General features: G+C 58.8%; 22 protein-coding genes. 5 read left to right on the top strand and 17 right to left on the bottom strand.

Annotated elements, in window-relative coordinates; all coding sequences use genetic code 11:
* Nucleotides 1-203: 203 nt before the first annotated feature.
* From FOV68_RS06060 to phoB, 4 genes are all read right to left on the bottom strand, one after another.
* Nucleotides 204-1,310: a cobalamin-independent methionine synthase II family protein gene (locus FOV68_RS06060; RefSeq protein ID WP_031593971.1), complete on the bottom strand. Its 1,107-nt coding sequence runs from the start codon at nt 1,308-1,310 to the stop codon at nt 204-206.
* Nucleotides 1,311-1,475: 165 nt separating this feature from the next.
* Nucleotides 1,476-2,396: a PstS family phosphate ABC transporter substrate-binding protein gene (locus FOV68_RS06055; protein ID WP_064704588.1), complete on the bottom strand. Its 921-nt coding sequence runs from the start codon at nt 2,394-2,396 to the stop codon at nt 1,476-1,478.
* Nucleotides 2,397-2,415: 19 nt separating this feature from the next.
* Complete coding sequence (gene phoR / locus FOV68_RS06050; protein ID WP_010255313.1) at nt 2,416-3,729, bottom strand: phosphate regulon sensor histidine kinase PhoR; 1,314 nt, start codon at nt 3,727-3,729, stop codon at nt 2,416-2,418.
* 14 nt (nt 3,730-3,743) lie between these two features.
* The gene (phoB, locus tag FOV68_RS06045; RefSeq protein ID WP_003852491.1) at nt 3,744-4,433 is read right to left on the bottom strand and encodes a phosphate response regulator transcription factor PhoB; all 690 of its coding nucleotides are present in this window, start codon (nt 4,431-4,433) and stop codon (nt 3,744-3,746) included.
* Between the two features lie 197 nt (nt 4,434-4,630).
* Here phoB and sbcD point away from each other — a divergent pair, with 197 nt between their 5' ends.
* A complete protein-coding gene (sbcD, locus tag FOV68_RS06040) occupies nt 4,631-5,830 on the top strand; it encodes an exonuclease subunit SbcD (RefSeq protein WP_033779671.1) in 1,200 nt (399 codons plus the stop codon).
* Complete coding sequence (locus FOV68_RS06035; RefSeq protein WP_143990494.1) at nt 5,827-9,501, top strand: AAA family ATPase; 3,675 nt, start codon at nt 5,827-5,829, stop codon at nt 9,499-9,501. The genes sbcD and FOV68_RS06035 overlap by 4 nt, the downstream gene beginning before the upstream one ends.
* 29 nt (nt 9,502-9,530) lie before the next feature.
* Here the strand turns inward: FOV68_RS06035 and FOV68_RS06030 are convergent, their stop codons facing one another.
* Genes FOV68_RS06030 through FOV68_RS06020 form a run of 3 tightly spaced genes read right to left on the bottom strand, consistent with a single transcriptional unit; the run spans nt 9,531 to nt 11,229 of the window.
* Nucleotides 9,531-10,184 carry a DUF799 domain-containing protein gene (locus FOV68_RS06030; RefSeq protein ID WP_031593975.1) on the bottom strand — a complete coding sequence of 218 codons (654 nt, stop codon included), beginning with the start codon at nt 10,182-10,184 and terminating at the stop codon, nt 9,531-9,533.
* Nucleotides 10,181-10,540 (bottom strand): DUF4810 domain-containing protein, encoded by a 360-nt coding sequence (locus FOV68_RS06025; protein WP_031593976.1) that lies wholly within the window; start codon nt 10,538-10,540, stop codon nt 10,181-10,183. Before FOV68_RS06025 ends, FOV68_RS06030 begins: the two co-directional genes overlap by 4 nt.
* 11 nt (nt 10,541-10,551) lie before the next feature.
* Entirely contained in the window at nt 10,552-11,229 is a 678-nt protein-coding gene (locus tag FOV68_RS06020; protein WP_031593977.1) for a CsgG/HfaB family protein, read from the bottom strand.
* Between the two features lie 153 nt (nt 11,230-11,382).
* Here FOV68_RS06020 and FOV68_RS06015 point away from each other — a divergent pair, with 153 nt between their 5' ends.
* The gene (locus FOV68_RS06015; protein WP_143990493.1) at nt 11,383-11,775 is read left to right on the top strand and encodes a cell envelope integrity TolA C-terminal domain-containing protein; all 393 of its coding nucleotides are present in this window, start codon (nt 11,383-11,385) and stop codon (nt 11,773-11,775) included.
* On the opposite strand, the gene FOV68_RS06010 is transcribed toward FOV68_RS06015, so the two are convergent.
* Nucleotides 11,772-12,839 carry an AraC family transcriptional regulator gene (locus FOV68_RS06010; protein WP_039388260.1) on the bottom strand — a complete coding sequence of 356 codons (1,068 nt, stop codon included), beginning with the start codon at nt 12,837-12,839 and terminating at the stop codon, nt 11,772-11,774. The genes FOV68_RS06015 and FOV68_RS06010 overlap by 4 nt on opposite strands.
* 162 nt (nt 12,840-13,001) lie before the next feature.
* Nucleotides 13,002-14,006, bottom strand: coding sequence for a phosphotransferase enzyme family protein (locus FOV68_RS06005; RefSeq protein ID WP_143990492.1), 1,005 nt, complete (start codon nt 14,004-14,006; stop codon nt 13,002-13,004).
* Nucleotides 14,007-14,255: 249 nt separating this feature from the next.
* Between FOV68_RS06005 and eat the strand changes: the two genes are divergently transcribed.
* Entirely contained in the window at nt 14,256-15,620 is a 1,365-nt protein-coding gene (gene eat, locus FOV68_RS06000; RefSeq protein WP_064704584.1) for an ethanolamine permease, read from the top strand.
* Between the two features lie 86 nt (nt 15,621-15,706).
* Here eat and mak read toward each other — a convergent pair whose 3' ends face one another.
* Entirely contained in the window at nt 15,707-16,618 is a 912-nt protein-coding gene (gene mak / locus FOV68_RS05995; protein WP_031593982.1) for a fructokinase, read from the bottom strand.
* Between the two features lie 146 nt (nt 16,619-16,764).
* Here mak and rdgC point away from each other — a divergent pair, with 146 nt between their 5' ends.
* Nucleotides 16,765-17,676 (top strand): recombination-associated protein RdgC, encoded by a 912-nt coding sequence (gene rdgC / locus FOV68_RS05990; RefSeq protein ID WP_060679557.1) that lies wholly within the window; start codon nt 16,765-16,767, stop codon nt 17,674-17,676.
* 645 nt (nt 17,677-18,321) lie between these two features.
* Here rdgC and ppnP read toward each other — a convergent pair.
* The 7 genes from ppnP to aroL all read right to left on the bottom strand — a co-directional run bounded on the left by ppnP (nt 18,322) and on the right by aroL (nt 24,108).
* Nucleotides 18,322-18,612, bottom strand: coding sequence for a pyrimidine/purine nucleoside phosphorylase (gene ppnP / locus FOV68_RS05980; RefSeq protein WP_009091800.1), 291 nt, complete (start codon nt 18,610-18,612; stop codon nt 18,322-18,324).
* A 95-nt stretch (nt 18,613-18,707) separates the two neighbouring features.
* Nucleotides 18,708-19,385, bottom strand: a complete 678-nt coding sequence (locus tag FOV68_RS05975) for an AroM family protein (protein WP_039391582.1) — start codon at nt 19,383-19,385, stop codon at nt 18,708-18,710.
* A 1-nt stretch (nt 19,386) separates the two neighbouring features.
* Nucleotides 19,387-20,319 carry a DUF1177 domain-containing protein gene (locus FOV68_RS05970; RefSeq protein WP_010671177.1) on the bottom strand — a complete coding sequence of 311 codons (933 nt, stop codon included), beginning with the start codon at nt 20,317-20,319 and terminating at the stop codon, nt 19,387-19,389.
* A gap of 11 nt (nt 20,320-20,330) precedes the next feature.
* Nucleotides 20,331-21,890, bottom strand: a complete 1,560-nt coding sequence (locus FOV68_RS05965; protein WP_010671176.1) for an OPT/YSL family transporter — start codon at nt 21,888-21,890, stop codon at nt 20,331-20,333.
* A 288-nt stretch (nt 21,891-22,178) separates the two neighbouring features.
* Nucleotides 22,179-22,931: an IclR family transcriptional regulator gene (locus tag FOV68_RS05960; RefSeq protein ID WP_022625155.1), complete on the bottom strand. Its 753-nt coding sequence runs from the start codon at nt 22,929-22,931 to the stop codon at nt 22,179-22,181.
* Nucleotides 22,932-23,280: 349 nt separating this feature from the next.
* Nucleotides 23,281-23,472: a YaiA family protein gene (locus FOV68_RS05955; RefSeq protein WP_010255272.1), complete on the bottom strand. Its 192-nt coding sequence runs from the start codon at nt 23,470-23,472 to the stop codon at nt 23,281-23,283.
* 111 nt (nt 23,473-23,583) lie between these two features.
* Nucleotides 23,584-24,108: a shikimate kinase AroL gene (aroL, locus tag FOV68_RS05950; protein WP_039391580.1), complete on the bottom strand. Its 525-nt coding sequence runs from the start codon at nt 24,106-24,108 to the stop codon at nt 23,584-23,586.
* Nucleotides 24,109-24,146: the final 38 nt, after the last annotated feature.

Genomic DNA, 24,146 nt, shown 5'->3' with positions numbered 1-24,146 from the left:
CGGTGAAAGGCAATACGGGATCGGAAAACCAGAAGGTTATACCGCCATTTTTTCAAAAGGCAGTGGATAGCGTTAATTTTTGCAGCAGGCACACAAGATGATGTGCCTAAATAATAGACAGAGCGTGAGAAATCCCCGCATAAACGGGCCTGAAGATACACAAAAGGCGCGTTTTACGCACCTGTCTGCACAACGTTACAGCACTACCAGACCTGATTCGCGATATCGACCACTAAGCGAATCTTCTGCCACTGCTGCGCCTCGGTCAGGCTGTTGCCCTCTTCGGTTGAGGCAAAACCACACTGCGGACTGAGGCAGATCTGATCCAGGCTGACATACTGCGCCGCCTCTTCCAGCCGGGTTTTTACCTGCGCCGGATCCTCCAGTTCTCCCACTTTGGTCGTAATCAGACCCAGCACTACCTGCTGATGGCCCGGTCTGATATAACGCAGTGGCTCAAAGCCGCCGGAACGGGCATTGTCATACTCCAGGAAGAAGGCATCCACGTTGACGCTGCCGAACAGGATTTCTGCGACCGGCCCATAGCCGCCTTCAGAGATCCAGGTTGAACGGAAGTTGCCGCGACAGACATGCAGACCCACGGTAAGATCGGCAGGTTTACCTTCCAGCGCTTTATTCAACACCTGAGCATAAGTCTGTGCCAGCTGGTCAGGATCGTCTCCACGCGCCCGGATATCGCGCTTCTGATCTTCAGAACAGAGGTAAGCCCAGACGGTATCATCCAGTTGCAGATAGCGGCAGCCCGCGTCATAAAACGCCTGAATAGCTGCTTTGTAGGTCTGCGCCAGATCGTCGAAGTAGTCTGCCAGATCGGGATAGACTTCCGCGTCGATCACCTTGCGGCCACCACGGAAGTGCAGCACGCTGGGGCTGGGAATGGTCATCTTCGGGACCGCATCACCGGCAATACTTTGCAGGAAGCGGAAATGCGCCAGCATCGGATGATCCGCCGGGAAACCGAGTTTACTTACCACTTTCACGCCATGCGCTTTGGTCTGCACGCCATTAAACTGAATGCCCTGCTCCGCTTCATAGCGCTCTACGCCATTCAGGCCATAGAAGAAGTCGAAGTGCCACCAGCCGCGACGAAACTCGCCATCAGTGACCACTTTCAGGCCGTTTTCCCGCTGTTTCGCCACCACATCGCGAATCGCCTCATCTTCAATCTGGCGCAGGGCAGCCGCATCAATCTCTCCGGCTGCAAACTGTTCGCGCGCCTGCTTAATGGCGGCGGGACGCAGAAAGCTGCCAACGGTATCGGCACGGAACGGGGCGGTTTCTCTTTGCATGATCACTCCTGTCTCCCCTGCCGGTAATGACGGCAGGAAATAGTTGCATCCTGATATAAATAGCCATCTGGATGGCTACATGTCTGAATACAGAGTGGCATGAGCGGCTTTCTTCTGCAACTGAAGAAAATTCAGTGATGTTGAAAAAAATTCACGTTCGGGAGATTAACGCAGCGCGGCGCGCGCCTGCATCATCTGACTGTCAGAGAGCGGCAGATAGCCCGCTTCGCTGACACGCCGCTGTCCCTGTGCTGAAAGCACCTGCTGCAGAAACGCGGCCACCAGCGGCGGCAAAGGTTTGCCGGGCGCTTTATTCACATAGAGATAGAGCGGGCGCGCCCAGGGATAGCGGCCACTGCGGATGGCATCGGCATCCGGGGTAATCGCCTGCCCCTGATCATTCATCACCGCCAGCATTTTTACGCCGCTGAGATGAAAGCCAAAACTGGCGTAGCCGATGCTGCGTGAATTACCGGCCACCGCCTGCACTACTGCGGCCGAACCGGGAAACTCCGCCACGTCGCTGCGAAAATCACCTTTGCACAGCGCCTGCTGCTTGAAGAAACCCCAGGTGCCGGAGGCGGAGTTACGTCCATAGCGCTGAATCGGCCGTTTGCTCCACTGCGCGCCGGTTAAGCCGAGATCGCCCCAGCGCAGCGGCACGCTGTGTGCGCCACACAGACGGGTAATCGAGAAGATGGCGTCGAGCTGACGCGGTTCAATCTGCTGCAGCGGATTGCGCTGATTCACCACCACCACCAGCGCATCCATAGCCACCGGAACCGCCAGCGGCGGATAGCCGTAGCGCGCCTCAAAGGCCTGGCGTTCGTCTGCCTGCATCGGGCGGCTCATCGGACCGAGTTGTGCTGCCCCTGCCGCCAGCGCGGTCGGCGCAGTAGAAGAGCCGGAGGCCTGAACCTGGACATTGACGCCCGGCGCCTGGCGACTGAAATCTTCGCCCCACAGCGTCATCAGATAGCCCAGCGTATCCGATCCGACGCTGCTGAGATTGCCGGAGAGCGCGCCGGGCTGGGCCAGTGCCAGGCCCGGCAGCAGAGTAATGATCAACAAAAGAAGGATGCGCATCAGGGAGATCCGGCAGCGATTAATGAACGGCATTCTCCTGCATCACGCTGCTGACAATCAACCTCGCTGGCAGTGTAAAGGTAAAACAGGTCTCCTTGTGCGGCACGCTGGTGATATCGAGCCGGGCGTTATGGTGGCTCAGAGCATGTTTCACTATCGCCAGCCCCAGCCCGCTGCCGCCGGTCGCACGCGAACGGGCTTTATCGACCCGGTAGAAACGCTCGGTAAGACGCGGAATATGTTCTGAGGCGATGCCCGGCCCGTTATCGCACACCCGAAAAATGGCCCCCTGTTTGCCGCGCAGCCAGCTGATATCAATTCGCGTGCCATCCGGTGTGTGGTTTACCGCGTTGTAAACCAGATTGGAGATGGCGCTGCGCAGCTGTTCATCGTTGCCGAACACTTTCAGATGGGGATCGGTATGGAAATGGATGTCGTGACGGCCGCCACTCAGCGTCGCCGCCTCATGCTGCAGCAGTTTCAGCATCACCGGCACATCGACCTTCTCTTTCAGATCGATTGCGGGCGCGGCTTCAATGCGCGACAGCGTCAGCAGCTGTTTGACCAGGCTGTCCATGCGGCGCGTCTGCTCCGACATGGTGTGCAGCGCTTTGCTGCGCGAAGGCTCGCTCATCACCGAGTCGTTCATCATCTCCAGGTAGCCCTGCAGCACCGTGAGCGGTGTGCGCAATTCATGGCTGACGTTGGCAAAGAAGTTGCGGCGCGCCCCTTCCAGCTGATGCATCTGCGTGACATCACGCGCCACCAGCAGCCACTGCCCTTCGCTGTAGGGCATGACGCGGAACTCCATGTGAAGTTTGTTGTTCAGCACCAGCGTCAGCGGCTTGTCGAAATCGCGCTGGCGAAGATAGCGGGAGAACTCCGGATAACGGAGCAGATTGAGGATGTTCTGACCATTATCTTCCGGCCAGCGCAGACCCAGGTGCTGCTGCGCCAGGCCGTTACACCAGAAAATGGTGCCCTCTTCGGTGGTCAGGATCACCGCATCCGGCAGCGACTCGGCACCGCTGCGGAAACGCTTAATCAGATTGCCCAGTTCACGCCGTCGCCGCCGGTTGCGGAGCTGCATCTGGTAAAGACCATAAAACAGCGGTTCCCAGCTGGCACGCCCGGCTGGTGGCGTCATGGTGCGGTCGAGCCACAGCCAGTGCGACAGCCGCATCAGATTGTGAAAATGCCACAACAGCACCGTCAGCACGCTCAGTAGCAGCCACCAGGGCAGACCGCCGAACAGCAGGCCCAGCAGCACTGCGGGCAGACAGACCAGCAGCAGTTCTGTCAGTAATCTCTTCCAGGAGAGGCGTTCCAGCACGGTTAAGGCTCCGTTTAGTAGCGGGCAGAGAAACGATACCCTGTTCCGCGAACGGTTTGTACCATGCGATCGTGGCCGGACACTTCCAGCGCTTTACGTAAACGGCGGATGTGAACATCGACAGTACGATCTTCCACATACACATTGGTGCCCCAGACGTGGTTCAGCAACTGTTCGCGGCTGTAAACGCGTTCCGGGTGGGTCATAAAGAAGTGCAGCAGCTTATATTCGGTGGGACCCATCTCCAGCGGCGTGGTTTCGGACATCACGCGATGTGAGGAGGGATCCAGACTCAGCCCCTGCATCTCAATCACCTCTTCCACGGCCATCGGCGAAATACGGCGCATCACCGCTTTGATTCTCGCCATCAGCTCTTTAGGTGAAAAGGGCTTGGTAATGTAATCATCGGCACCCACTTCCAGGCCGCGCACCCGATCCTCCTCTTCGCCGCGCGCGGTGAGCATCATCACCGGGATATCGCGGGTCATCGCCTCGCGTTTCAGGTGCTTGATAAACTGAATACCGCTGCCACCGGGTAACATCCAGTCCAGCAAAATCAGATCGGGCCAGGGTTCAATCAGCTTGCCAACGGCGCTGTCATAATCTTCCGCCTCGATTGGCTGATAGTCGTTCTGCTCCAGAACAAAACACAACATTTCACGGATGGGGGCTTCATCCTCCACAACCAAAATGCGCTTAGCCATTATTACTCCTGCTGATTATGACGGATGTCACTGAGATTCGCGGCGCCATTATGCGTCAGATTTGTGACACTTTTATGAAAAACATAACCTGCCTGTAACCTCACTGGTAATCATTTATGACAGCACAGCGACAATTTTTTGCTTTGGGCGCAGAGCCAGTATAATCGCCGGGCGAATCACAACGGCAGGGACTCATCATGCGCATCATTCATACTGCGGACTGGCATCTGGGGCAGTTCTTCTACAACAAAAGTCGGGCAGCCGAACATCAGGCGTTTCTCGACTGGCTGTTGATCCAGATTGAACAGCATCAGGTGGATGCGTTGATCATCGCAGGCGATCTGTTTGATACCGGTACACCGCCCAGCTACGCCCGCGAGATGTTCAACCGCTTTGTGGTGGCGCTGCAGCCCAGCGGCTGTCAGCTGATCGTGCTGGCGGGCAACCACGATTCCGTTGCTACGCTGAATGAGTCGCGTGAGCTGCTCGCCTGCCTCAATACCCGGGTGATCGCCACCCCGCAGGAGAAGGATGATGTGCTGCTGCTCAACACCCGCCAGGGCGAGCCGGGCGCGCTGCTGTGTGCGATTCCCTATCTGCGGCCGCGCGATATTCTGCGCAGCCGGGCGGGTCAGTCGGGACGCGACAAGCAGACCTCGCTGCTGGAAGCGATCGCCCACCACTATCAGCAGCGTTTCACTGCCGCCCAGGCGCTGGGCCATGCACTGCCGATTATCGCCACCGGCCATCTCACCACCGTCGGCGTCAGCCAGAGCGATTCGGTGCGCGACATCTATATCGGCACGCTGGATGCCTTCCCGGCCAGCGCGTTTCCAGCGGCTGACTATATCGCACTGGGGCATATTCATCGCGCTCAGCGCGTCGCGGGCAGCGAGCATATCCGCTACAGCGGCTCGCCAATTCCGCTGAGTTTTGATGAGCTGGGCACAGAAAAAAGCGTCTTCCTGCTGGAACTCACTACCAGCGGCCTGCAATCGGTCACGCCGCTGGTGGTGCCACAGGCGCAGCCGATGCAGGTGCTGAAAGGATCGCTGGCGCAGATTGCAGAGCAGTTAAACGCCTTCAGCACGGCAGAGCAGGAGAAGCCGACCTGGCTCGACATCGAAGTCACCACCCAGGAGTACCTCAGCGATCTGCAGCGTCAGGTAGAAACCCTGACCGCCACGCTGCCGGTCGAAGTCCTGTTGCTCCGCCGCAGCCGTGAACAGCGGCAACAGAGCCTGGCGCGGCTCGACAACGAAACCCTGAGTGAGCTGAAGGTGGAGGAGGTCTTTGCCCGCCGGCTGGCGCTGGATGAGGAGCTGCAACCGGCGCAAATCGCCGAGATGACCACCCTGTTCCGCCAGACGCTGGCCGCCATGGAAGAGACCCAATGAAGATCCTCACGCTACGGTTCAAAAACCTCAATGCCCTGCGCGGTGAATGGTTCATCGACTTCCGCGCCGAACCTTTTGCCAGCAACGGCCTGTTCGCCATTACCGGTGCCACCGGCGCCGGTAAAACCACCCTGCTGGATGCCATCTGCCTGGCGCTCTATCACCAGACGCCGCGCCTGGGCGCGATTTCCCAGAGCCAGAATGCGCTGATGACTCGCGACTGCGCCGAATGTCTGGCCGAGGTGGAGTTTGAGATCAAAGGAGAAGCCTGGCGCGCCTTCTGGAGCCAGAACCGCGCGCGCGGCACTGCCGACGGCAAGCTACAGGCACCGCGCGTTGAGCTGGCACGCTGCGCCGACAACATCATTGTTGCCGACAAAGTCGGTGACAAGCTGAAGCTGATCGAAACCCTCTCCGGGCTCGATTTCGAAAGGTTTACCCGCTCGATGATGCTGTCACAGGGCCAGTTCGCCGCCTTTCTCAACGCCAAAGCCAGTGAGCGCGCGGAACTGCTTGAGGAGCTGACCGGCACCGAAATTTACGGTCTGATTTCCGCCGCCATCTACGAGCGCCACAAAGAGGCAAAAACCCAGCTGGATCTGCTGCGCAGCCAGGCAGGAGCGATGGCGCTGCTGGATAGCGACGCACGCGACGCGCTGCAACAGCAGCTCACCGAGCTGACCGATGCGGAACAGCGGCTCAGCGTGCACTATCAGCAGGCGCAGCAACAGCAGCAGTGGCAACAGCAGGCGCAGCAGTTACAGCAGGAAAATGCGCAGGCTGGCATCGCGCTGCAGCAGGCCCATGCCGCATCCCAGGCGGCAGAAGCCGATCGTCAGCGGCTGGCACGCAGCGAACCGGCTGAAAAGCTGCGGGTAAAACTGCAGCAGCGCGACGCGTTACGTACCGAACAGCAGCAGGTCGTGAGCCGCTGTCAGCAACTCACGGCGGCACAGCAGCAGGCGCAGAGCCAACAGCAGCAGCATCAGCAGCACTACGCGGCCACCCAGCGTGCCCGCCAGCAGGCGCTGCAGGAACAGCAGCAGCAGGAGAGCCTGCTGACAGAACAGGTGCTGCCGCTGGATCAGCGGATCAGCACACTGCAGCAGCAGCTTGCGGAGCAGCAGCAGGAAAATGCCCGGCAGCAGCAGCATGCCGACCAGACACAGGCCAGCCTGGCAGAGCAGAAGCGCCAGGTTGATACATGGCAGCAGGCGATTGCTGAACAGCATCAGTTACGCCAGCAGCTTGCCGATCTCGCCCAATGGGGCGCTTCGCTGCCGGTGTGGCAGGAGAATTTTGCCCTGCTGGCGCAGCGTGAAGCGACCCTGGCCGGACTGGCGCAACAGCGCGAGCAGCAGCAGAGACAGATCGCCACCCAGCAGGCGGAACAGCAGCAGCAGGCAGAACAGGCGCTGCCGCGCCAGCAGGCGGAGCAACAGGCCCGCCAGGCGCTGTCGCAGGCGGAGCAAGTACTAACTTCGCTACAGGAACAGCATCCGCCTGCCGCACTGCGTCAGGCATTAAGCCAGTTGCAGAACAGCCGTCCGGCTCGTCAGCAACTGCTGCTGCTTTCAACCCAGTGGCAGCCGCTGCATCAGCAGCTGGGCCAGCGCCAGCAGCGGCTGGCTACGCTTGCAAAAGCGCATCAGCAGAGTGAAGCGGAACTCCAGGCGCTGCGCGAGACGTGGAAACGCGAAAAACAGCAGCTGGATGATGTCGAAAAAATCTGCGCGCTGGAGCAGCAGATTGTCGATCTCAGTGATTACCGCGCCCGGCTCGCCGCCGATCAGCCCTGTCCGCTGTGCGGCTCCTGCACGCATCCCGCCGTTGAGGCCTACAGCACGCTGGAAGTAAGTGCTAACCAGCAGCGCCGGGCTGCACTGCAGCAACAAACCGAGGCATTGCGCGAAGCGGGCACGGCAAAAAGCGAACAGCTGAAACAGTCAGCCGTGCAGCAGCAGACCCTGCGCGATGAAATCGCGGAGATGCAGCAACAGCTCGATCGGCTTGAGCAGCAATGGCAGGCGCTGAGCAGTGAGCTGGCACTTACCTTCCCGCTCGCCGATCGGGATGCCTTAGCCGCGTGGGAGCAGCAGCAAAGCGAACGTGAAAGCCAGCTTGAGCAGCAGCGACAGGCGCAGGAAGCCGCCGAACAGGCGCGTCAGGCCGCAAAGGATTACCATCTTCAGCAGTCGCAGGCCTGGCAGCAGCATTTGCAGGCTGAGCAGCTGGCGCAGCAGTCGCTGTCCAGCCTGCAGCAGGCGCTGGATGCGCTGCAACAGCGTCAGCAGCAGGAACAGCAGGCCATGGCGCAATTGCAGAGTCGTCTGGAGCAGCAGTTCAGTGCGCACAACCTTGCCCTGCCCGACGCTGCCCATCGCGATGCGTGGCTGACAGAGCAGCAGCGGCGCTGGGAGCGCTGGCAGGAAAGTGAGCGGTTGCTCGCTAACCTGCAACCGCAGCTGTTAAAGGGGGAAACCCAGCTCACTGCCCTGCAACAGCAGGCAGAACTGGAGCAGCAGCAGCTCACTACCCGTCAGCAGCAGCAAAACCAGAGCCAGACGCAGCTCAGCGAGATGCGCCGTGCCCGTCTGGCGCTGTTTGGCGATCGCGAGGTCACCCTCGCCCGTCAGCAGATGCAGGCCCGCGTTCAGCAGGCTGATGAACAACTGGCACAGCAGCTCACGGCCCTGCAACAGGCGCAGGCCGAGGTCAGTCGCCTGCAGGGTGAGCTTTCTGGGCTGGAAAATCAGCGACAGACTCTCAACAGCAGACTGGCAGAGGCGGAAAGCGCGCTGCAGCAGGCACTGGAGAGTGCCGGATTCGCGGATGAAGCCAGCCTGCGCGCGGCGCTGCTGAATGAGCAAACAGCTCTGCAACTGCGTCAGCAGCTGCAGCAACTCGATCAGCAATGCCAGCAGCAGCAGGCGCGACTGGCAGATCTGCGTCAGCGGCTCAGCGCCCATCAGCAGGCGAAACCCGCTGCGATGCCGGAATCCGCCGAAGCGCTGGCGCAGCAGCTGGAGCAGTTACGGCTGGCACTGCGCGACAACGCCAGCCAGCAGGGTCAGATTCAGCAGCTGCTGCAGAGCGATGCCAGCCTTCGTGTGCGCCAGCAAAGCCTGATGACACAGATTGAACAGGATAGTGTGACGCTGGCGCAGTGGAGCCTGCTCAACGATCTGATTGGCTCCGCCAGCGGCGATAAATTCCGGCGCTTCGCCCAGGGCTTAACGCTGGATCACCTGGTGGCCCTGGCTAACCGTCAGCTCGATCGGCTGCATGGCCGCTATCTGCTGCAGCGACGGGCGCAGGATCTGCTGGAGCTGGATGTGGTCGATACCTGGCAGGCCGATGCGGCGCGCGATACCCGCACGCTCTCCGGTGGTGAGAGCTTCCTGGTGAGTCTGGCGCTGGCACTGGCGTTATCGGATCTGGTCAGCCACAAAACGCGCATCGAATCGCTGTTTCTGGATGAGGGATTTGGCACGCTGGATGCGCAGACGCTCGACACCGCGCTGGATGCCCTGGACGCGCTTAATGCCAGCGGCAAAACCATTGGGGTCATCAGCCATGTTGAAGCGATGAAGGAGCGCATTCCGGTTCAGATTAAAGTGCGCAAGATGAATGGGCTGGGTTACAGCCAGCTGGAACTGCCGCAGGGATAACGGGCGCCAGAGCGCCCGTCTGAGTCTGATCAGCGGGCGCTGACGAGCTTGTAGCGAGGGCCGGTGAGTAACCCGCCCTGCTCGTTCTGTGCCAGCAGACGATTGCTGGTCAGTCCGGCCACGGTGTGCGCTTTATCAGTCACGTTGCTGGCAATCTGTTTGATCGCCGCACTGACCAGCATGCCGACCAGTCCACCGTTGTTGTTGTTGCCATCTTCACTGTCGCTGGCACTGGCCTTACCCTGCCAGATCTCTTTGCCGCTGCGCAGATCCACCAGCCGTGCTTTGGCGGTCACGATCGTCACGCTGTCAATGACCCGATAGCTGCTGCCATATTCGCTGATCGAGATATAGAGCGCGCTGTCGGCGTGGAAAATCTCATTCAGACGCTTCGCGCTGACGGCCTGGGCGTCACTGGCGCTGGTCAGGCCATTCTGCTGAAAGGTCTCTTCAACCACTGCCACCGGAAAGACGTAGTAACCGGCTTCGGCCAGCGGGCGTGTCACCAGTGAGGTCAGACTGTGAGCGGCATTGATATCCGGCGAGGTGTTATCGGCCGGCAGCACCAGAATCGAGGCGGGCTTGCTGGCACGGAACGCACTGTAGTCATACGGTTTTTTCGTCGCACAACCGGTCAGCAGCAGCATCATCAGCACGCCGCCGAGGGCAATCAGTTTTTTCACCGTACCACTCCTTGTTTTTTACTCATCAGAAAATCCATGTAAGGTGCCGATTCGGGAAACAGCTGCTTCTCGGTAGCAAACTGACCAAAGGCTTTATTGGTATCGCCGGTTTTGGCATAGAGCAGGCCAAGCTGGGCATGCAGGCCAGGCGCAACCGGCTGGTTAACGGCACGGGCTTTTTCAATGTCCAGATTCAGCGCATCAATCTGCTTCAGCGGATCGCTGCCCGGCTGATAGTAGCTATAGACCTGCTGCTGATAATCGCCCCAGTAGTAGATCGTTTTCGGCGCTTTTGACGCACAGCCTGCCAGCAACGCCGCTGCAATCAGCAGGCTGCTCAGTGTCATCATCTTCATTTACTGCTTCCTTATTTAGCCGGACGCCATGCGCCGTTGTTGATTCCATCCACTAAATGATCGACCGCTTCGCGAATCGCCAGATCCATCACTTTGCCGTTCAGCGTAGAGTCATAGCTGCTGGTGCCACCAAAGCCGATGACCTCACGTGCGGAGAGCTGATACTCGCCCGCGCCCTGGGTGCTGTAGACCACCTCTGAGGTAGTGACATCCACTACGTTCAGATTCACTTTGGCATAGGCGATCTGCGTTTTGCCGCGGCCCAGAATGCCCCACAGCTGCTGATCGCCCACTTCTTTGCGGCCAAACTCGGTGATATCACCGGTGATGATGAAGTTCGCGCCTTTGATATTCTGCTGGCTGCGTTTGAAGTCCGACTCCTGCTGCAGCTCTTTCAGGTTGCTGCGATCCAGCACGCTGAACCGGTTGGTCTGCTGCAGATGGGTAATCAGAATGGTTTTTGACTGATTGCCCAGCCGATCGACACCATCAGAGAAAATGCCGTTCATATAGGAGGAGCGGTTATCAAACTGACCCACCGCAATCGGGCTGCGCACGCCCTGATAAACCGGCTGGCTGGCCGCGCGAACCTGCGGGGCCTGAATAGCGCGGGAAGATTCGGTGGCGCAGCCGCTGATGAGCGAGGCCGTTAACAGGGAGAGTGCCGCAAAGGCATATTTTTTATGCATTTCTAATCCATGAAGTGAAAGAGATGTAACCCGCGCCAGGGCGGTAAATTCTGGTTCTGTCGACAGTCGGAGTAATGCCATAGCATTCATGATGCCGGTCTGTAGACTGTCGGCAGCAGACCGGAAGATCTTTAAGGAAAGTTGGCCAGTTAAATGAATTTAATTAATATAACGATGAGAATGTTGCCGGGGGTGATTATTGCAATGTCGCTCAGCGCCTGTCAGCAACCTGTGACAAAGCAACGGGATAGCGTGGCAAACCTCTGTCAGCCGTCGAAAGATCCTGACAGCCAATCCTGTCACTGGACTTATCAAATGCAGCCAGTACTGAACCGGCAGTTCAGCGATGCGGCGCGTTACGCCGGGCAGCAATGTCTGGTACGGATGGAATGGCAGGAATACAGCAGACGTTATGCGGTGACCCAGACGCAGGGGAATGAAGCGCTCTGCCTGCGCGCCTGGCAGCTGGTGGCGCAGACCCGTGATCTGCCGCCGCCGCCGGAGCCTGGACAACCGGCGTGGTTCGGCTTTGCGCCGCGCGGTTAGCTGGCCAGACCTTCCTGACGCCACTGGCGCGGACTGATGCCAAACCAGCGACGAAAGGCGCGTGAAAACGCACTGACTTCCGAGTAGCCCAGCAGCAGCGCCATCTCTGAGATCGGCAGTTGCTTCTGCTGCAGATAGTATGTCGCCATTTCGCAGCGCACCTGATCCACCAGCGCGGTAAAGCTGCTGCCCTCTTCACGCAGCCGCCGCTGCAGTGACCAGCTCGACAGTCCGAGCTTATCCGCCACCTCTTCCAATACCGGCTCACCCTGCATCAGCGATAAATTAACCTGCGAACGCGCCTGCTCAATCATGCTCTGCTGTGACGTCACACGGTTAAGCCGTCGGATCGCATCCTGCATCACCATTAACAGGATCGGATCGCTCTCCGGCATGGCGCGCAGCAGATCGCGTTTTGGGATCACCAGTGAATTAAACGGCTGATCGAACCAGACCGGGGCATCAAACACTTTGCAGTGATCGTGCCACTGGCCGGGACGCGGATGTTCAAAGTGGACTTCGCGCGGTGCCCAGTGTCTGCCCGCCACGTGGCGGATCAGATTCATAAACATCCCCAGCGTCAGCTCCGCATCCTGACGGCGCGACAGGATCGCGCCATGTCGCACCTGATAGTCGAGTCGCCAGCACTCTCCCTTATCCACCAGCCGGGTTAAGGTGTCATGCTGATGCCAGGGAAACGCGTTGACCACATTATGCAGCGCCTGTTCCAGCGTGGCGGAGCACAGACCGATGTAGCCGATCAGGCCTAATGACTGCGGTTTAAACTGCCTGCCGTAGTGCAAACCGAAGTTATCAAAACCGGAGTGACGCGCCGCCTCTTCCAGCACCCGACAGTAGTTAACCAGCCCCAGACTGAGCGTCGGGCTGGCCAGGCCCTCCGGATCGATGCCGCTGATGCCGAAGATGCGATCAACATCACCGCCCTGGGTATGAATAAAGTCGCTTAAGCCAGTCGCCGCCGCTGCCAGCACGCCGTGATTGCCTGCCCCCGCCGCTGCCGAGCAGGCCGCAAACGCATCGGGCTTTATCAGTGTCGGATTCATGGTCGCCTCAGTCAGAATTCAGGTGGATCACCCGTCACTTCTATCCGAGCAATTTCCATACCAGGTCCCTGATGCCCGACGGGCCGCCTGCGGGCAGTCCGGCCGGCGTGCAGGTTGCGCGCTGGGCACTGCGGCGGCGCAGCGACGCCCGCCGCTGGTGCATCAGACGCCGACCGGCAGCTGCTCACCTTCCAGATAGCGGCGGCAGAGGCGAACCGAGTGGCTGGCCCACGCCGATCCCAGGCTGTGCGCCATTTCGGTTTCGGCATGCGATCCCACCCACGCGGTGAGCTGGATACGACGCTGGATCAACAGCGCGGGCAGCATGTCCATCTCCGCATCGCTGATATGCGCCACCTGCTCATAGCCACGGATCCAGTGATCGATCCACTCTGGCGCGCGCGGATGATGTTCAACAAAACTGATCGCCGCCGCCAGATCGTGCAGATACCAGCCGAGCCCGCAGTCATCGAAGTCGATCACCCGTGTTTCGCCCTTGTGCAGCAGCAAATTGGTCAGCCGCAGATCGGCATGGATCAAGCCATAGCGATCCGATCCTTTACCAAACTGCGCCATCGCCGCGCCGACCTGGCTTATCGCCTGCTCTACCACGCCATGATCGGCAGGATTCAGATTCGGCGCATCCTGCCAGCGTCCCCAGTGACTCTCACTGCTGGTCATGGTGTGATGATCCCAGATGATGCGCTGGAAACCCGCAGGCGGCTGCCACTGTTTACTGTGCTGATGCAGCCGCGCGGTGATCTGGCCGAGCTGCTGAAAGGCGCGGGGATCGACGTCGGTGGTCGGCATCTCTCCGTCGATCCAGTGAAACAGCACCACGTAGCGTTCACCGCCCTCCGGCAGCCGCAGCGTCAGTACGGTTTCGCCCTCTTTGTCCGGCACCGCTTCCGGCACCATGATGCCGGTTTCGCGCAGTGCATCAAGCCACAGCAGTTCGCTGACGATGTCGGCTTTTTGATGGTAATCGCCGCGATGCAGCCGCAGCGCATAACGCCGGCCTGCCGCCTGCAGCAGAAACGTGGCGTTCTCTGAGCGGCACAGCAGGCTGAGCTGGCCCTGCAGCGCGGCGGGATAACAGGCCAGCGCCTGCTGCGCCATCAGGGTGAGTTGGGAATCAGTCAGGTTGTCATATTGTTTAGCGCTCATCAGTCCGGCTCCTTGTCACTTGCGTTATCTCAGCATGCGTTGCCAGAAGGTGAGCTGCTTGACTCCGGAAGAGACAAAGTTGACCGCAGCGTGCAGCTGGCCCGGTTGTTGCCCGTGAGTTGACCGTGGAGGACAGAAGTCACTGCGCCCGCGTCAAGTCGTGGCGAGTAATGCAACGGCATTATCCCCTTACTGTAGCGTAATGGCGGTGTAACGCCGCGTGAGACCAACAACGACGGGGATAACAGAATGACAAACAGACTCAAGCCCACTCTGGGCACCCTGCATCTGTGGGGGATTGCGGTTGGCCTGGTTATTTCAGGCGAATATTTTGGCTGGAGTTACGGCTGGGCCGTGGCGGGCACGCTGGGATTTCTGGTTACCACCGCGTTGATCGCCACACTCTATACCTGTTTTATCTTTAGCTTCACCGAACTTACCACCGCGATCCCCCATGCAGGTGGGCCATTTGCCTATAGTCGCCGCGCCTTTGGCGAAACCGGCGGACTGATTGCCGGTCTGGCGACGCTGATTGAGTTTGTCTTTGCGCCACCGGCGATTGCCATGGCGATAGGGGCTTATCTCAACGTGCAGTATCCCGAACTGAACCCGAAAACTGCAGCGGTTGGTGCCTACCTGCTGTTTATGACGCTGAATATTCTCGGCGTAAAACTGGCGGCGATGTTTGAACTGGTTGTGACGGTGCTGGCGGTGATTGAACTGCTGGTGTTTATGGGTGTGGTTTCACCCGGCTTCAGCCTGGCGAACTTCGCCGCGCATGGCTGGGCAGGCAGTGACAGCTTCGGACTGCCCGCCTTCTCCGGCATTTTCGCCGCCATTCCTTTTGCCATCTGGTTTTTCCTTGCCATTGAAGGCGCGGCGATGGCGGCCGAAGAGGCGAAAGATCCGACCCGGACTATTCCCCGCGCCTACATCAGCGGGATTCTGACGCTGGTGGTGCTGGCGATTGGCGTGATGCTGATGGCGGGCGGCGCGGGCGACTGGCGCAAACTCGCCGATATTAACGATCCGCTGCCGCAGGCGATGAAAATGATTGTCGGCGAACACTCTAACTGGATGCATATGCTGGTGTGGATCGGACTGTTTGGCCTGATTGCCAGTTTCCACGGCATCATTCTCGGCTATTCACGGCAGTTTTTTGCCCTGGCACGCGCGGGCTATCTGCCACCTGCCCTGGCGAAGCTGTCGCGTTTCCAGACCCCGCATCGGGCGATTATTCTCGGCGGCGTGCTGGGTATCGCGGCGATTTACAGCGATGGCGTGATTAATCTGCAGGGGATGACGCTGACGGCGGCGATGATCACCATGGCGGTGTTTGGCGCGATTGTGATGTACATCATGAGTATGCTGAGCCTGTTTAAACTGCGCCGTAGCGCGCCGGAGATGGTCCGCAGTTTCCGCGCGCCGGGCTACCCGATTGTTCCGGGCATCGCCCTGCTGCTGTCGGTGGTCTGTCTGCTGGCGATGCTGTGGTTTAATCCGGTGATTGGCGCACTGTTTTTCGCCATCATGCTGGCAGGCTATCTCTACTTCCTCGCCACCAAAGCCCAGCGCGATCGGGCGCCGCAGGACAGTATGCTGGTCGGCGAATAACACCGGCGCGGGTGAGTGCCGTGGGTTAACGATTCAGCGCCAGCGATACCCGGCGCTGAATCGTCAGCGGGAGCGTGCCTGCGGCATCAGCCGTTAAGCGGCCAGAGCCACGCTGCACCGCGAACGCCGCTGGAGTCGCCATGCTGCGCTTTCAGCACCGGCGTTTCACACTCCCCGCCAAATACCCACTTCTTCATCAGCACCGGCACGGTCTGATAGAGACGATCCACATTGCTCATCCCACCACCCAGTACAATGACATCGGGATCGATCAGGTTCACCACCTGCGCCAGCGATTTTGCCAGCCGCAGCTCATAGCGGCTCATCGCCAGTTCGGCGATCGGATCCTGCTGCGCCAGCAGCGAGACGATCTCCGCACCTTTGCGATGCACGCCGCTCAGCCGCTGATAGTCGATACCAAAACCGGTGCCTGAAACAAAGGTCTCTATGCAGCCCTGCTGACCGCAATAACAGGGCACTTCCTGACGGTAGCGCAGCTCATCCTCATCCATCCACGGCAGCGGATTGTGGCCCCACTCACCGGCATTGCCGTTGCCGCCGATACGCGACTCACCGTTGATCGCCACACCGGCGCCCGATCCGGTGCCGATGATCACGGCAAACACCAGCGACTTTCCGGCACCGGCACCGTCGATCGCTTCCGACACCGCCAGGCAGTTGGCGTCGTTGGCGATACGCACTTCCCGGTTCAGCGCCTGCGCCAGATCTTTATCCAGCGGCTGGCCGTTGAGCCAGGTGGAGTTGGCATTTTTTACCCGCTTACTGTAGGGCGAAAGCGTGCCGGGAATACCGAGACCCACCGTGCCGGTTTCGCCGGTTTTCTGCTCCGCCAGCGTGACCAGATCGACAATCGCCTGCACCGTTGCCTGATAGTCATCACGCGGGGTATTCACCCGGTGGCGGAACAGCTCCTCTCCCTTATCCGACAATGCGATCACTTCTGTCTTGGTGCCACCCAGATCTATGCCTATGCGCAAGATTACGTCCTCGTTATTCGTTCAGGTGAGAGATACAGTAAAAGGCGTCTGCCGGAAAGGCAATGAAACCACTCCGATGTTTCGCTATCATGCGCGCTGACTCTCGCAGACTTGTGCGCCCGATCGCGCCACGGTAAGGAATCCCGATGTTGTGGTTTAAAAATATGATGGTTTATCGTCTGAATCGTGACATTCCGCTGTCCGCAGATGAGATGGAAAAGCAGCTCGACGCCTTCACGTTTTCACCGTGTGGCAGTCAGGATATGAGCAAGACCGGCTGGGTCTCGCCGATGGGCAACCGCAGCGATGCGCTGACCCATGAAAACAAAGGCCAGATTGTGATTTGCGCCCGCAAAGAGGAGAAAATCCTGCCTTCGCCGGTGGTGAAACAGGCGCTGGAAGCGAAAATCGACAAGCTGGAATCTGAGCAGAGCCGCAAGCTCAAGAAGACCGAAAAAGATTCGCTGAAAGATGAAGTGCTGCACAGCCTGCTGCCGCGCGCCTTCAGCCGTTTCAGCCAGACCTACCTCTGGATCGACACGGTCAACAACCTGATTATGGTTGACTGTGCCAGCGCAAAAAAAGCGGAAGATACCCTGGCGCTACTGCGCAAAAGCCTGGGCTCACTGCCGGTGGTGCCGCTGACGCTGGAAAGCCCGATTGAACTGACCCTGACCGAATGGGTGCGTTCGGGTGACGTTCCAGCCGGTTTCGCCCTGATGGATGAAGCGGAGCTGAAAGCGCTGCTGGAAGATGGCGGCGTTATCCGCTGCAAGAAACAGGATCTGGTGTGCGATGAGATCGCCAACCACATCGAAGCGGGCAAGCTGGTAACCAAACTGGCGCTTGACTGGCAGGAGCGCATTCAGTTTATGCTGGCCGATGACGGTTCAATCAAACGCCTGAAGTTCAGCGACACACTGCGCGACCAGAACGACGATATCGACCGCGAAGATTTTGCACAGCGCTTTGATGCGGACTTTATTCTGATGACCAGCGAACTGGCCGCACTGACCAGCAATCTGGTAGAAGCGTTGGGCGGCGAAGCCCAGCGTTAATCAGTCACCGGCAGAATCATCCTGACAAACGATATTCGCCAAAAAAATGGCCGCTTAGCGGTAATGCTGGTCAGTTGAGATTAGATTTGTAAAAGGCTGTCACGGTCAAACGTGGCAGCTTTTTTTCCGGGCGAGCGAGCCGCAGTGCGGGCCAGCGCACCTCTGCTGCTGCCGGGCCGTCCTCGCGCCGCTCACGCGGTACCTTCGGCTTTGACGTCGTGCCGACGAACCGTTCGGGGATCGGCCCTCTCTGGCCGGCCCCGAACTGTCCACGCTTCCCGGCGTGGACTTCTGGCCCGTCGTCACGCCTCAGCGCTGTGGATAGCCCTTTCAGCAGCAGAGGCGCGCTGGCGTCCACTCTCGTGCCCTTTTTAACAATACACACTGAAGTTTCAGAGCAGGCCGGTGCCGGGCAGGGGCAGGCAATCCACAGCGCTGAACAGAATGAGTCTGCCAGGAGAGCCCGCAGGACGCGGGCGAAAGGCGGGGCGGCACAGGATGTGCCATCCCCGGCGGTCCGTCAGGCAGGCGAATGAAGTGAAGGAACCGCGCAGCGGCGCGAGGACCGCCAGCCCCTGCCCGGCACCAGACTGCGTTATCACCTGTCGCTTAACTGACTGGCATTACCGCTAAGCGGCCATGTTTTTAATCTTTCAGGTAACGGCAGAGATAGGAACTTGGCTCGCCAACCTGCAGATGAAATTCGCTGTGACCCGGCACATTAAACACCGAACCCGCTTCAAACCATTTCCACTCGGTTTCACCTGGCAGTAATACCTTAAGCGAGCCGCTGACCACGGTCATCTCCTCCGGCTGGCCGGTACCGAATGTGTATTCACCTTCAGCCATTACGCCCACGCTGGCGCGGCCGGTGCTCGCACTGTCAAAACCGATAGATTTAACTTTTCCGTCAAAATACTCACTTACGTTGAGCATAATAGTTCTCCAGAGCACATGTTGTGTGTCTGGCAGTGTAGAAGGGAACCCGCTGATCTGTCACGCGAAATGATGGCCGTTTGTGATCTCTTCCCTCAGGGAAGCAACTCCGCCGCCAGGCGTGCCACCAGCTGATTAGAGAGCAGAACCGGTACGCCCAGCCGCTGCTGCAACCATATCCGATGCTGCTGGTGATACCCCATGCAGTCGAGCACCACCAGCGCTGCGCCCTGCGCTTTCAGACTGTTTGCAGCATCGGCGAAGGTTGCCTGATCGCCCTGATAGGGACTGGCGACCGCAAAGCAGGGCTGCGCAGGCAGTTGCTGCCACTTACCAGCCTGCTCAACAATCTGCTCCTCAACCGGCACGACAATGCCGACTCGCTGCAGCTGCACCATGGCGCAGATGAGCGGTGGAATGAGGCGATCCGGCTCCAGCAGTAGCGCACGCTGGGTGCGGAGCCTGCTGAATTCACCGGTGCAGAGCAGCAGAATGGTCGCATAGCCCGCCTGCTCCAGCGCACTGATTTTGCGCTGCAATCCCTGCTCCACTTTCGACGCCGCCAGCCGCACCTGTTCGCCACTCTGCAGCCGCGACACCAGAACCCGGTCGCCCGCTGCTGGCGCAAAGTGTGTGGCAATCTCTGCGACGCTGAGTCCATCCAGTAAACCGGCGTGATCGGTCAGCGCATCCGGCAGATGCTGCCGCAGCAGCGGCAGAATATCGCTGCGCGGAGACTGGCCGATAGTCAGCGTTACCAGTGGTTTCGTCATCTTAGTGATTCCGGTGACGAAGATGCGCCAGGCTGCCATAGAGCGAAATCAGCCGCGCATACTCTTCGGCGTCGTAGAAGTGACAGGTTCCACGACCAAACTCCTTGGCCACCTCAATGGCAAACTTCGCCGCTGCCGCAATGTCCACTTCATGGCTGGCGCCGGTTCCGCAGCCCGGCACCACCGACTCGGCAGTGATCGCCACACCCACTACCGGCACATCCGTGGCGGTAGAAGGTTGCAGAATGCTGTTGAGGTGATAAACCCCATTGCCGTAAGGCGTAATATCCTGAGTGGTGATGGGAAAGGTCACCGCCGGACGGCCGCTGGTCATCTCCATGATGCGCAGCAGATCCTCCGAAACCCGCAGGATGTAGCCCTCTTTCACCGTCGGCGACAGGGCAAAGCCTTTGTGGTTGATAATGCGGTTACCTTTGGTGGTGTCGATTGACAGAATCGCATCCACACCCGCCACCACTTCATTATCATTCATGGTGACATCGTCAATCGGCGAGTCCATGAAATCGACCGGCAGATGCGGCCGTGTTGGTGCATCCGGGCAGATATGGGTGGTAATGATGACGTCGCCATCGAGCCTGTCGCCTTTGCTCTGCATCTGCGCCAGTTTAAGCGCGCTGGCCACGGCCGCGATCGCGCCATCCGCATCTGACACCATGCCGATACGGCCAGGACGAGCGCCGATGCCACCAAGGCGACCAATAATCCCCAGCGTCGGTGCACTGCCACCGCCTGATTTGCCCTGCGTCCCCGGGATATCAATGCGCACAAAATCGGTGCGGCCTTTGGGACCGGAGACACGAGTAAAGCGTGCATCAACATCAGGATACGCCGCGAAGAGATCTACCACCTGCTGACCGTCAATGTGGGCGCTATCCAGTAACTCAAAAACCGCCAGGGTCTGCTGCAAACTCATGCTTTATCCTTTTATTTCTTGCTGCTGCTGGCAAACAGCGAATGAAAGAAGCTGTAGAGGGCATCACCAGCAATAAAGCCTGCCGCCATCACCTCCATAGGCGATCGGCCCCGCTCGCCCCAGATCCGGATGATTACAATACGTAAGGCGATCCCTACCACTACTGCCCAGCCCGCCATGGCGTTATTAATTAATAAACCGGTGGCGAGCAGCACGCCCAGCTGGCGTTTTGGTCCGCCGATCAACTGGATAATCGCACCCGGAATTGCCCACATCAGCAGATTACCGGCGATACCTGGCTCAGCACCCGCCTGAATGGTTTTGGCATACACCCGCGCTACAGGCGGCAGCAGGTTGTCAGCAAAGAAGAAGGTATGGGCGTACCAGACCAGCGGAATCGACACAACAAAGGCGATCATAGCTGCGATGAGCTGAATGCGACGTCCCCATAGCTCCTGCTGCAGATCGGCACCGTTGCCGCGCAGGATAAAGCCCGCCTTCAGGTCATACCCCATGTCGGCGAACGCCGGACCGGTGGCGGCGGTAAAGCCGCAGAGCAGGCAGAGCGCCAGCGGTGGGAAGCCGATCAGAATACCGATAATCAGCGTAATCAGCGCCACGGCAAAGGCCGGGAACCAGCCGGAGTGCATAGCGGCAATGCCGACAATCAGTTCATGGGCGAAAGCAGCAAACGCGGCATAGAGAACAAACAGCAGCAGCATCGCGATGCCCATCTCACTCCACAGGCCGCCCGCCAGCGCGAGCAGCGCCGAAATCACGATATAACCCACGCTGCCGAAACCCAGCGCCCGCTGCACCTCATTGCCATTACGGCTTACCACCAGCGCATCATTTTTGCGGCTGCGGATCACCATCACGACCTGAATCAGCGCTACCAGACCGGCACCGACCATCACGCCATGCGGAATATAGAGCGCATTAATATCAATACCGGCCACCGGCTGCGCATAGGCACGCAGCAGAAAACCGATGCCGAGCATCGACAGCGCCCAGATATTGCCAATAAACGCGGTGCCGAAGGCGGACATCGGGATCTTCAGCATGGCACCGACGACGCCACCCACAATGCCCAGCACCAGCAGCCACGCCTGGCGCCCGCCTTTATCACCCGCTTTGATCGCTTCTGCTGCCGCAACGCCCGGTGGCCAGGCATTACTGGCCGGAAAGACGCGGGTATCAAACAGCCGATAGAGCAGCCAGGCATCCAGCAGCATCGCGGCGCTGACGCCACAGAACAGCGGCAGGACCAGTTGCGGTTCACCCAGCGCCCAGGGCACGGCAATCGGCATTAACAGACTGTTCGCCGCCCCAAAGGTGGCTGAAGAGATAGCGGTCTGCGCCAGGTTCTGGATTTCAATCGAACGATAACGGCGGAATGCCTGCAGCGGAATACGCGCCAGCAGCATGGCAAACAGCGCGCCGATAATAGAGGTGTTAGGCGTTACGCCAATGGTGGTAATCAGCTGAATGCCAATAATGGCACCCGCGATGGAGAGAAGAATTAAAACCAGTGCCACGCCAACGTGCTTAATCGGATTTACCCGTTCCATATGTCCCCGCCAGTCCTTGTCCAGAAGAAATGAAATAACGTCTACCCGCCCGCTGGCCGGTTTACGCCGGTTATCAGTTTCACTGCTCTGATGCGCACAGAGATTGCAACAGCCACTGCTGATGGTCGTCTCTCCGCATGCTGAACCGATACAGGAGGCAATGAGAGACGGACACAGGCAACCGGGGTGCTGCGTAAAGCGTGGCGATCAGATTGAAAGAAAAAGGCCCGAAGGCCTTTGTTTTCCCTGGTGTGGCGAAAGTACTACGCCGATAAAAACGGTGTGAAGTTACGCGCCATATTTTTCGGTCATCTCTGTGGCCGTTGCGCGTAATGCTTCAAGGAGCTCTGACGGGAAACCCGGTTCAGTCTCCATAGACGGAAACGACAGGCAGAGTGCCACCGTTTCGCCATGATGTTTGTTATGAACAATAACTGACAGCGAACTGATGCCTGGCAGCGATTCATTTCGGGCCAGTGACCAGCCCTGCTGGCGGATTTCAGCCAGTCTGGCACAGAGTGCCTCAGGACTTTGCGGCGAGTTCGCTGATGCGACCTGCCATTGATCATGGAAGCGCGCCAGCACCTCTTCATCACTTAACTGCGCTAACAGCGCCCGGCCGGTTGAGGTCGCGGCAGCCGGCATCCGACTGCCCGGCGGCGTGACCATCTGCGTAAAGTGACGCCCATGAAACATACGCATCACTAATACTTCCCGCCCGTCGAGCTTCGACACGTAACCCATGCAGCCGGTTTTCGCAGCCAGCCTGACCATCGCCGCTGAAACGCTGTCAACCAGCGGTGCCGAAAGGTAATGTCCGGCAGCAGCCAGCAATACGCGACCAATGTGATAACCGCGCGTATCCGCATTCCGCTCCAGCAGCCCCTGACTTTCCATGGTGGCCAGCAGACGTGAAACGGTGCTTTTTGGCAGGTTTAACGCCTCAACCACCTCACTAAATGAGAGACCAACATGCCCCTGCGTCACACCTTTGTGCTGAAACAATCGAAGTACGGCGGCAGCATTTTCAAGTGTGGTCATGTTACGTGTTCCACTATATGGAACTAAGTTCCTCTGTTGGTTTGACGAAAATAAATCGTGGCGCTGAATCGGTCAAGCGACAATTTTATTCACACAGAGATCGGCAGCAGAGAAAATAAGGGGATAAAAATGATTAGCGGGGCTTTATCTGGCGAGACAAGGAGAGTGCAGAACAGAAGCATACGCAGAGAGCATTCAACAGTAAATCTGCGTCAATTTCGCTTCTTAAATAACCCGATCGACTTCAGGTGGGAGTAAAAACAGGCGTCATGCAGGCACAGCGTCAGGCGGGTCAGTAATAAGCAGTTATCCGGTGTGACAGGCTGGCGTCCCTGCCAGCAGTAAAGCTTTACTCTTTTTCAACGTCTTCGTAGCGCGCTTTGGCGTCACGCGCTTCTTCTTCCGTTTCGTGCTCACTGATTAATGAATTCGGTTTGGGATGATCAGCACGCAATTCGTAAGAGGTTACTTTATTACCTTCAGTGCCCTTTTCAACTGGCACAACTTTAGCTTCACGTGGATACGGTGGTCTGGTCGGCATACTATGTCCCTCTTGTCTGAATAACATTCCACAGGACAGGCCGCTGCCTGTCATAGGATAAGTATAGACAATGCCGTCTGAAGCGGGATCAAAGCGGGAAAAATCTGAGGGTTAGCTGGCGCGCGCCAGGGAGAGTGACAGCAGAATTTCCTCTACCACGCACTCAGGCGATTGCATCGCATTCACCTGATGATGGGCCGCAGCCTGATAGAGATGCGCACGTTCACGCAGCACATCACTCATCTCATCAGCAATCGGACGGCCGGTTAAGGTCGGACGCTGGGCCGCTTCAGGTTCACTTTCCAGCCGCTCCGCCAGTACCTCGGGTGACGCGCTAAGCCAGATTACCTGGCCCTGCTCCTGCATAAAACGACAGTTCTCTTCAGCCAGAATCATGCCGCCGCCGGTGGCAATGACGGTTCTGGGCGCCGTTACCGCTTTAAGCGATTCCGTTTCACGAGCGCGGAAACCTTCCCAGCCTTCCGCCGCCACAATCTCCGTCACACTGCGCTGCGTGCTGAGTTGCAGATGGTGATCGGTATCCGTAAAGGCGTAGCCCAGCGCCTGCGACAGCGCCTCGCCGACCGTGGTTTTGCCGCAACCGCGAGCGCCAATCAAAAAGATGGGTAGTGACATCAGGGCCGTTCCTCCGCCTGACCGCGCGATGCGGCTGC

Source organism: Pantoea sp. paga (genome assembly GCF_007558755.1).
GTDB classification, from domain to species: domain Bacteria; phylum Pseudomonadota; class Gammaproteobacteria; order Enterobacterales; family Enterobacteriaceae; genus Pantoea; species Pantoea agglomerans.
Note: the sequence above shows the minus strand (reverse complement) of the source record. Positions and strands in the feature narration are given on the sequence as shown.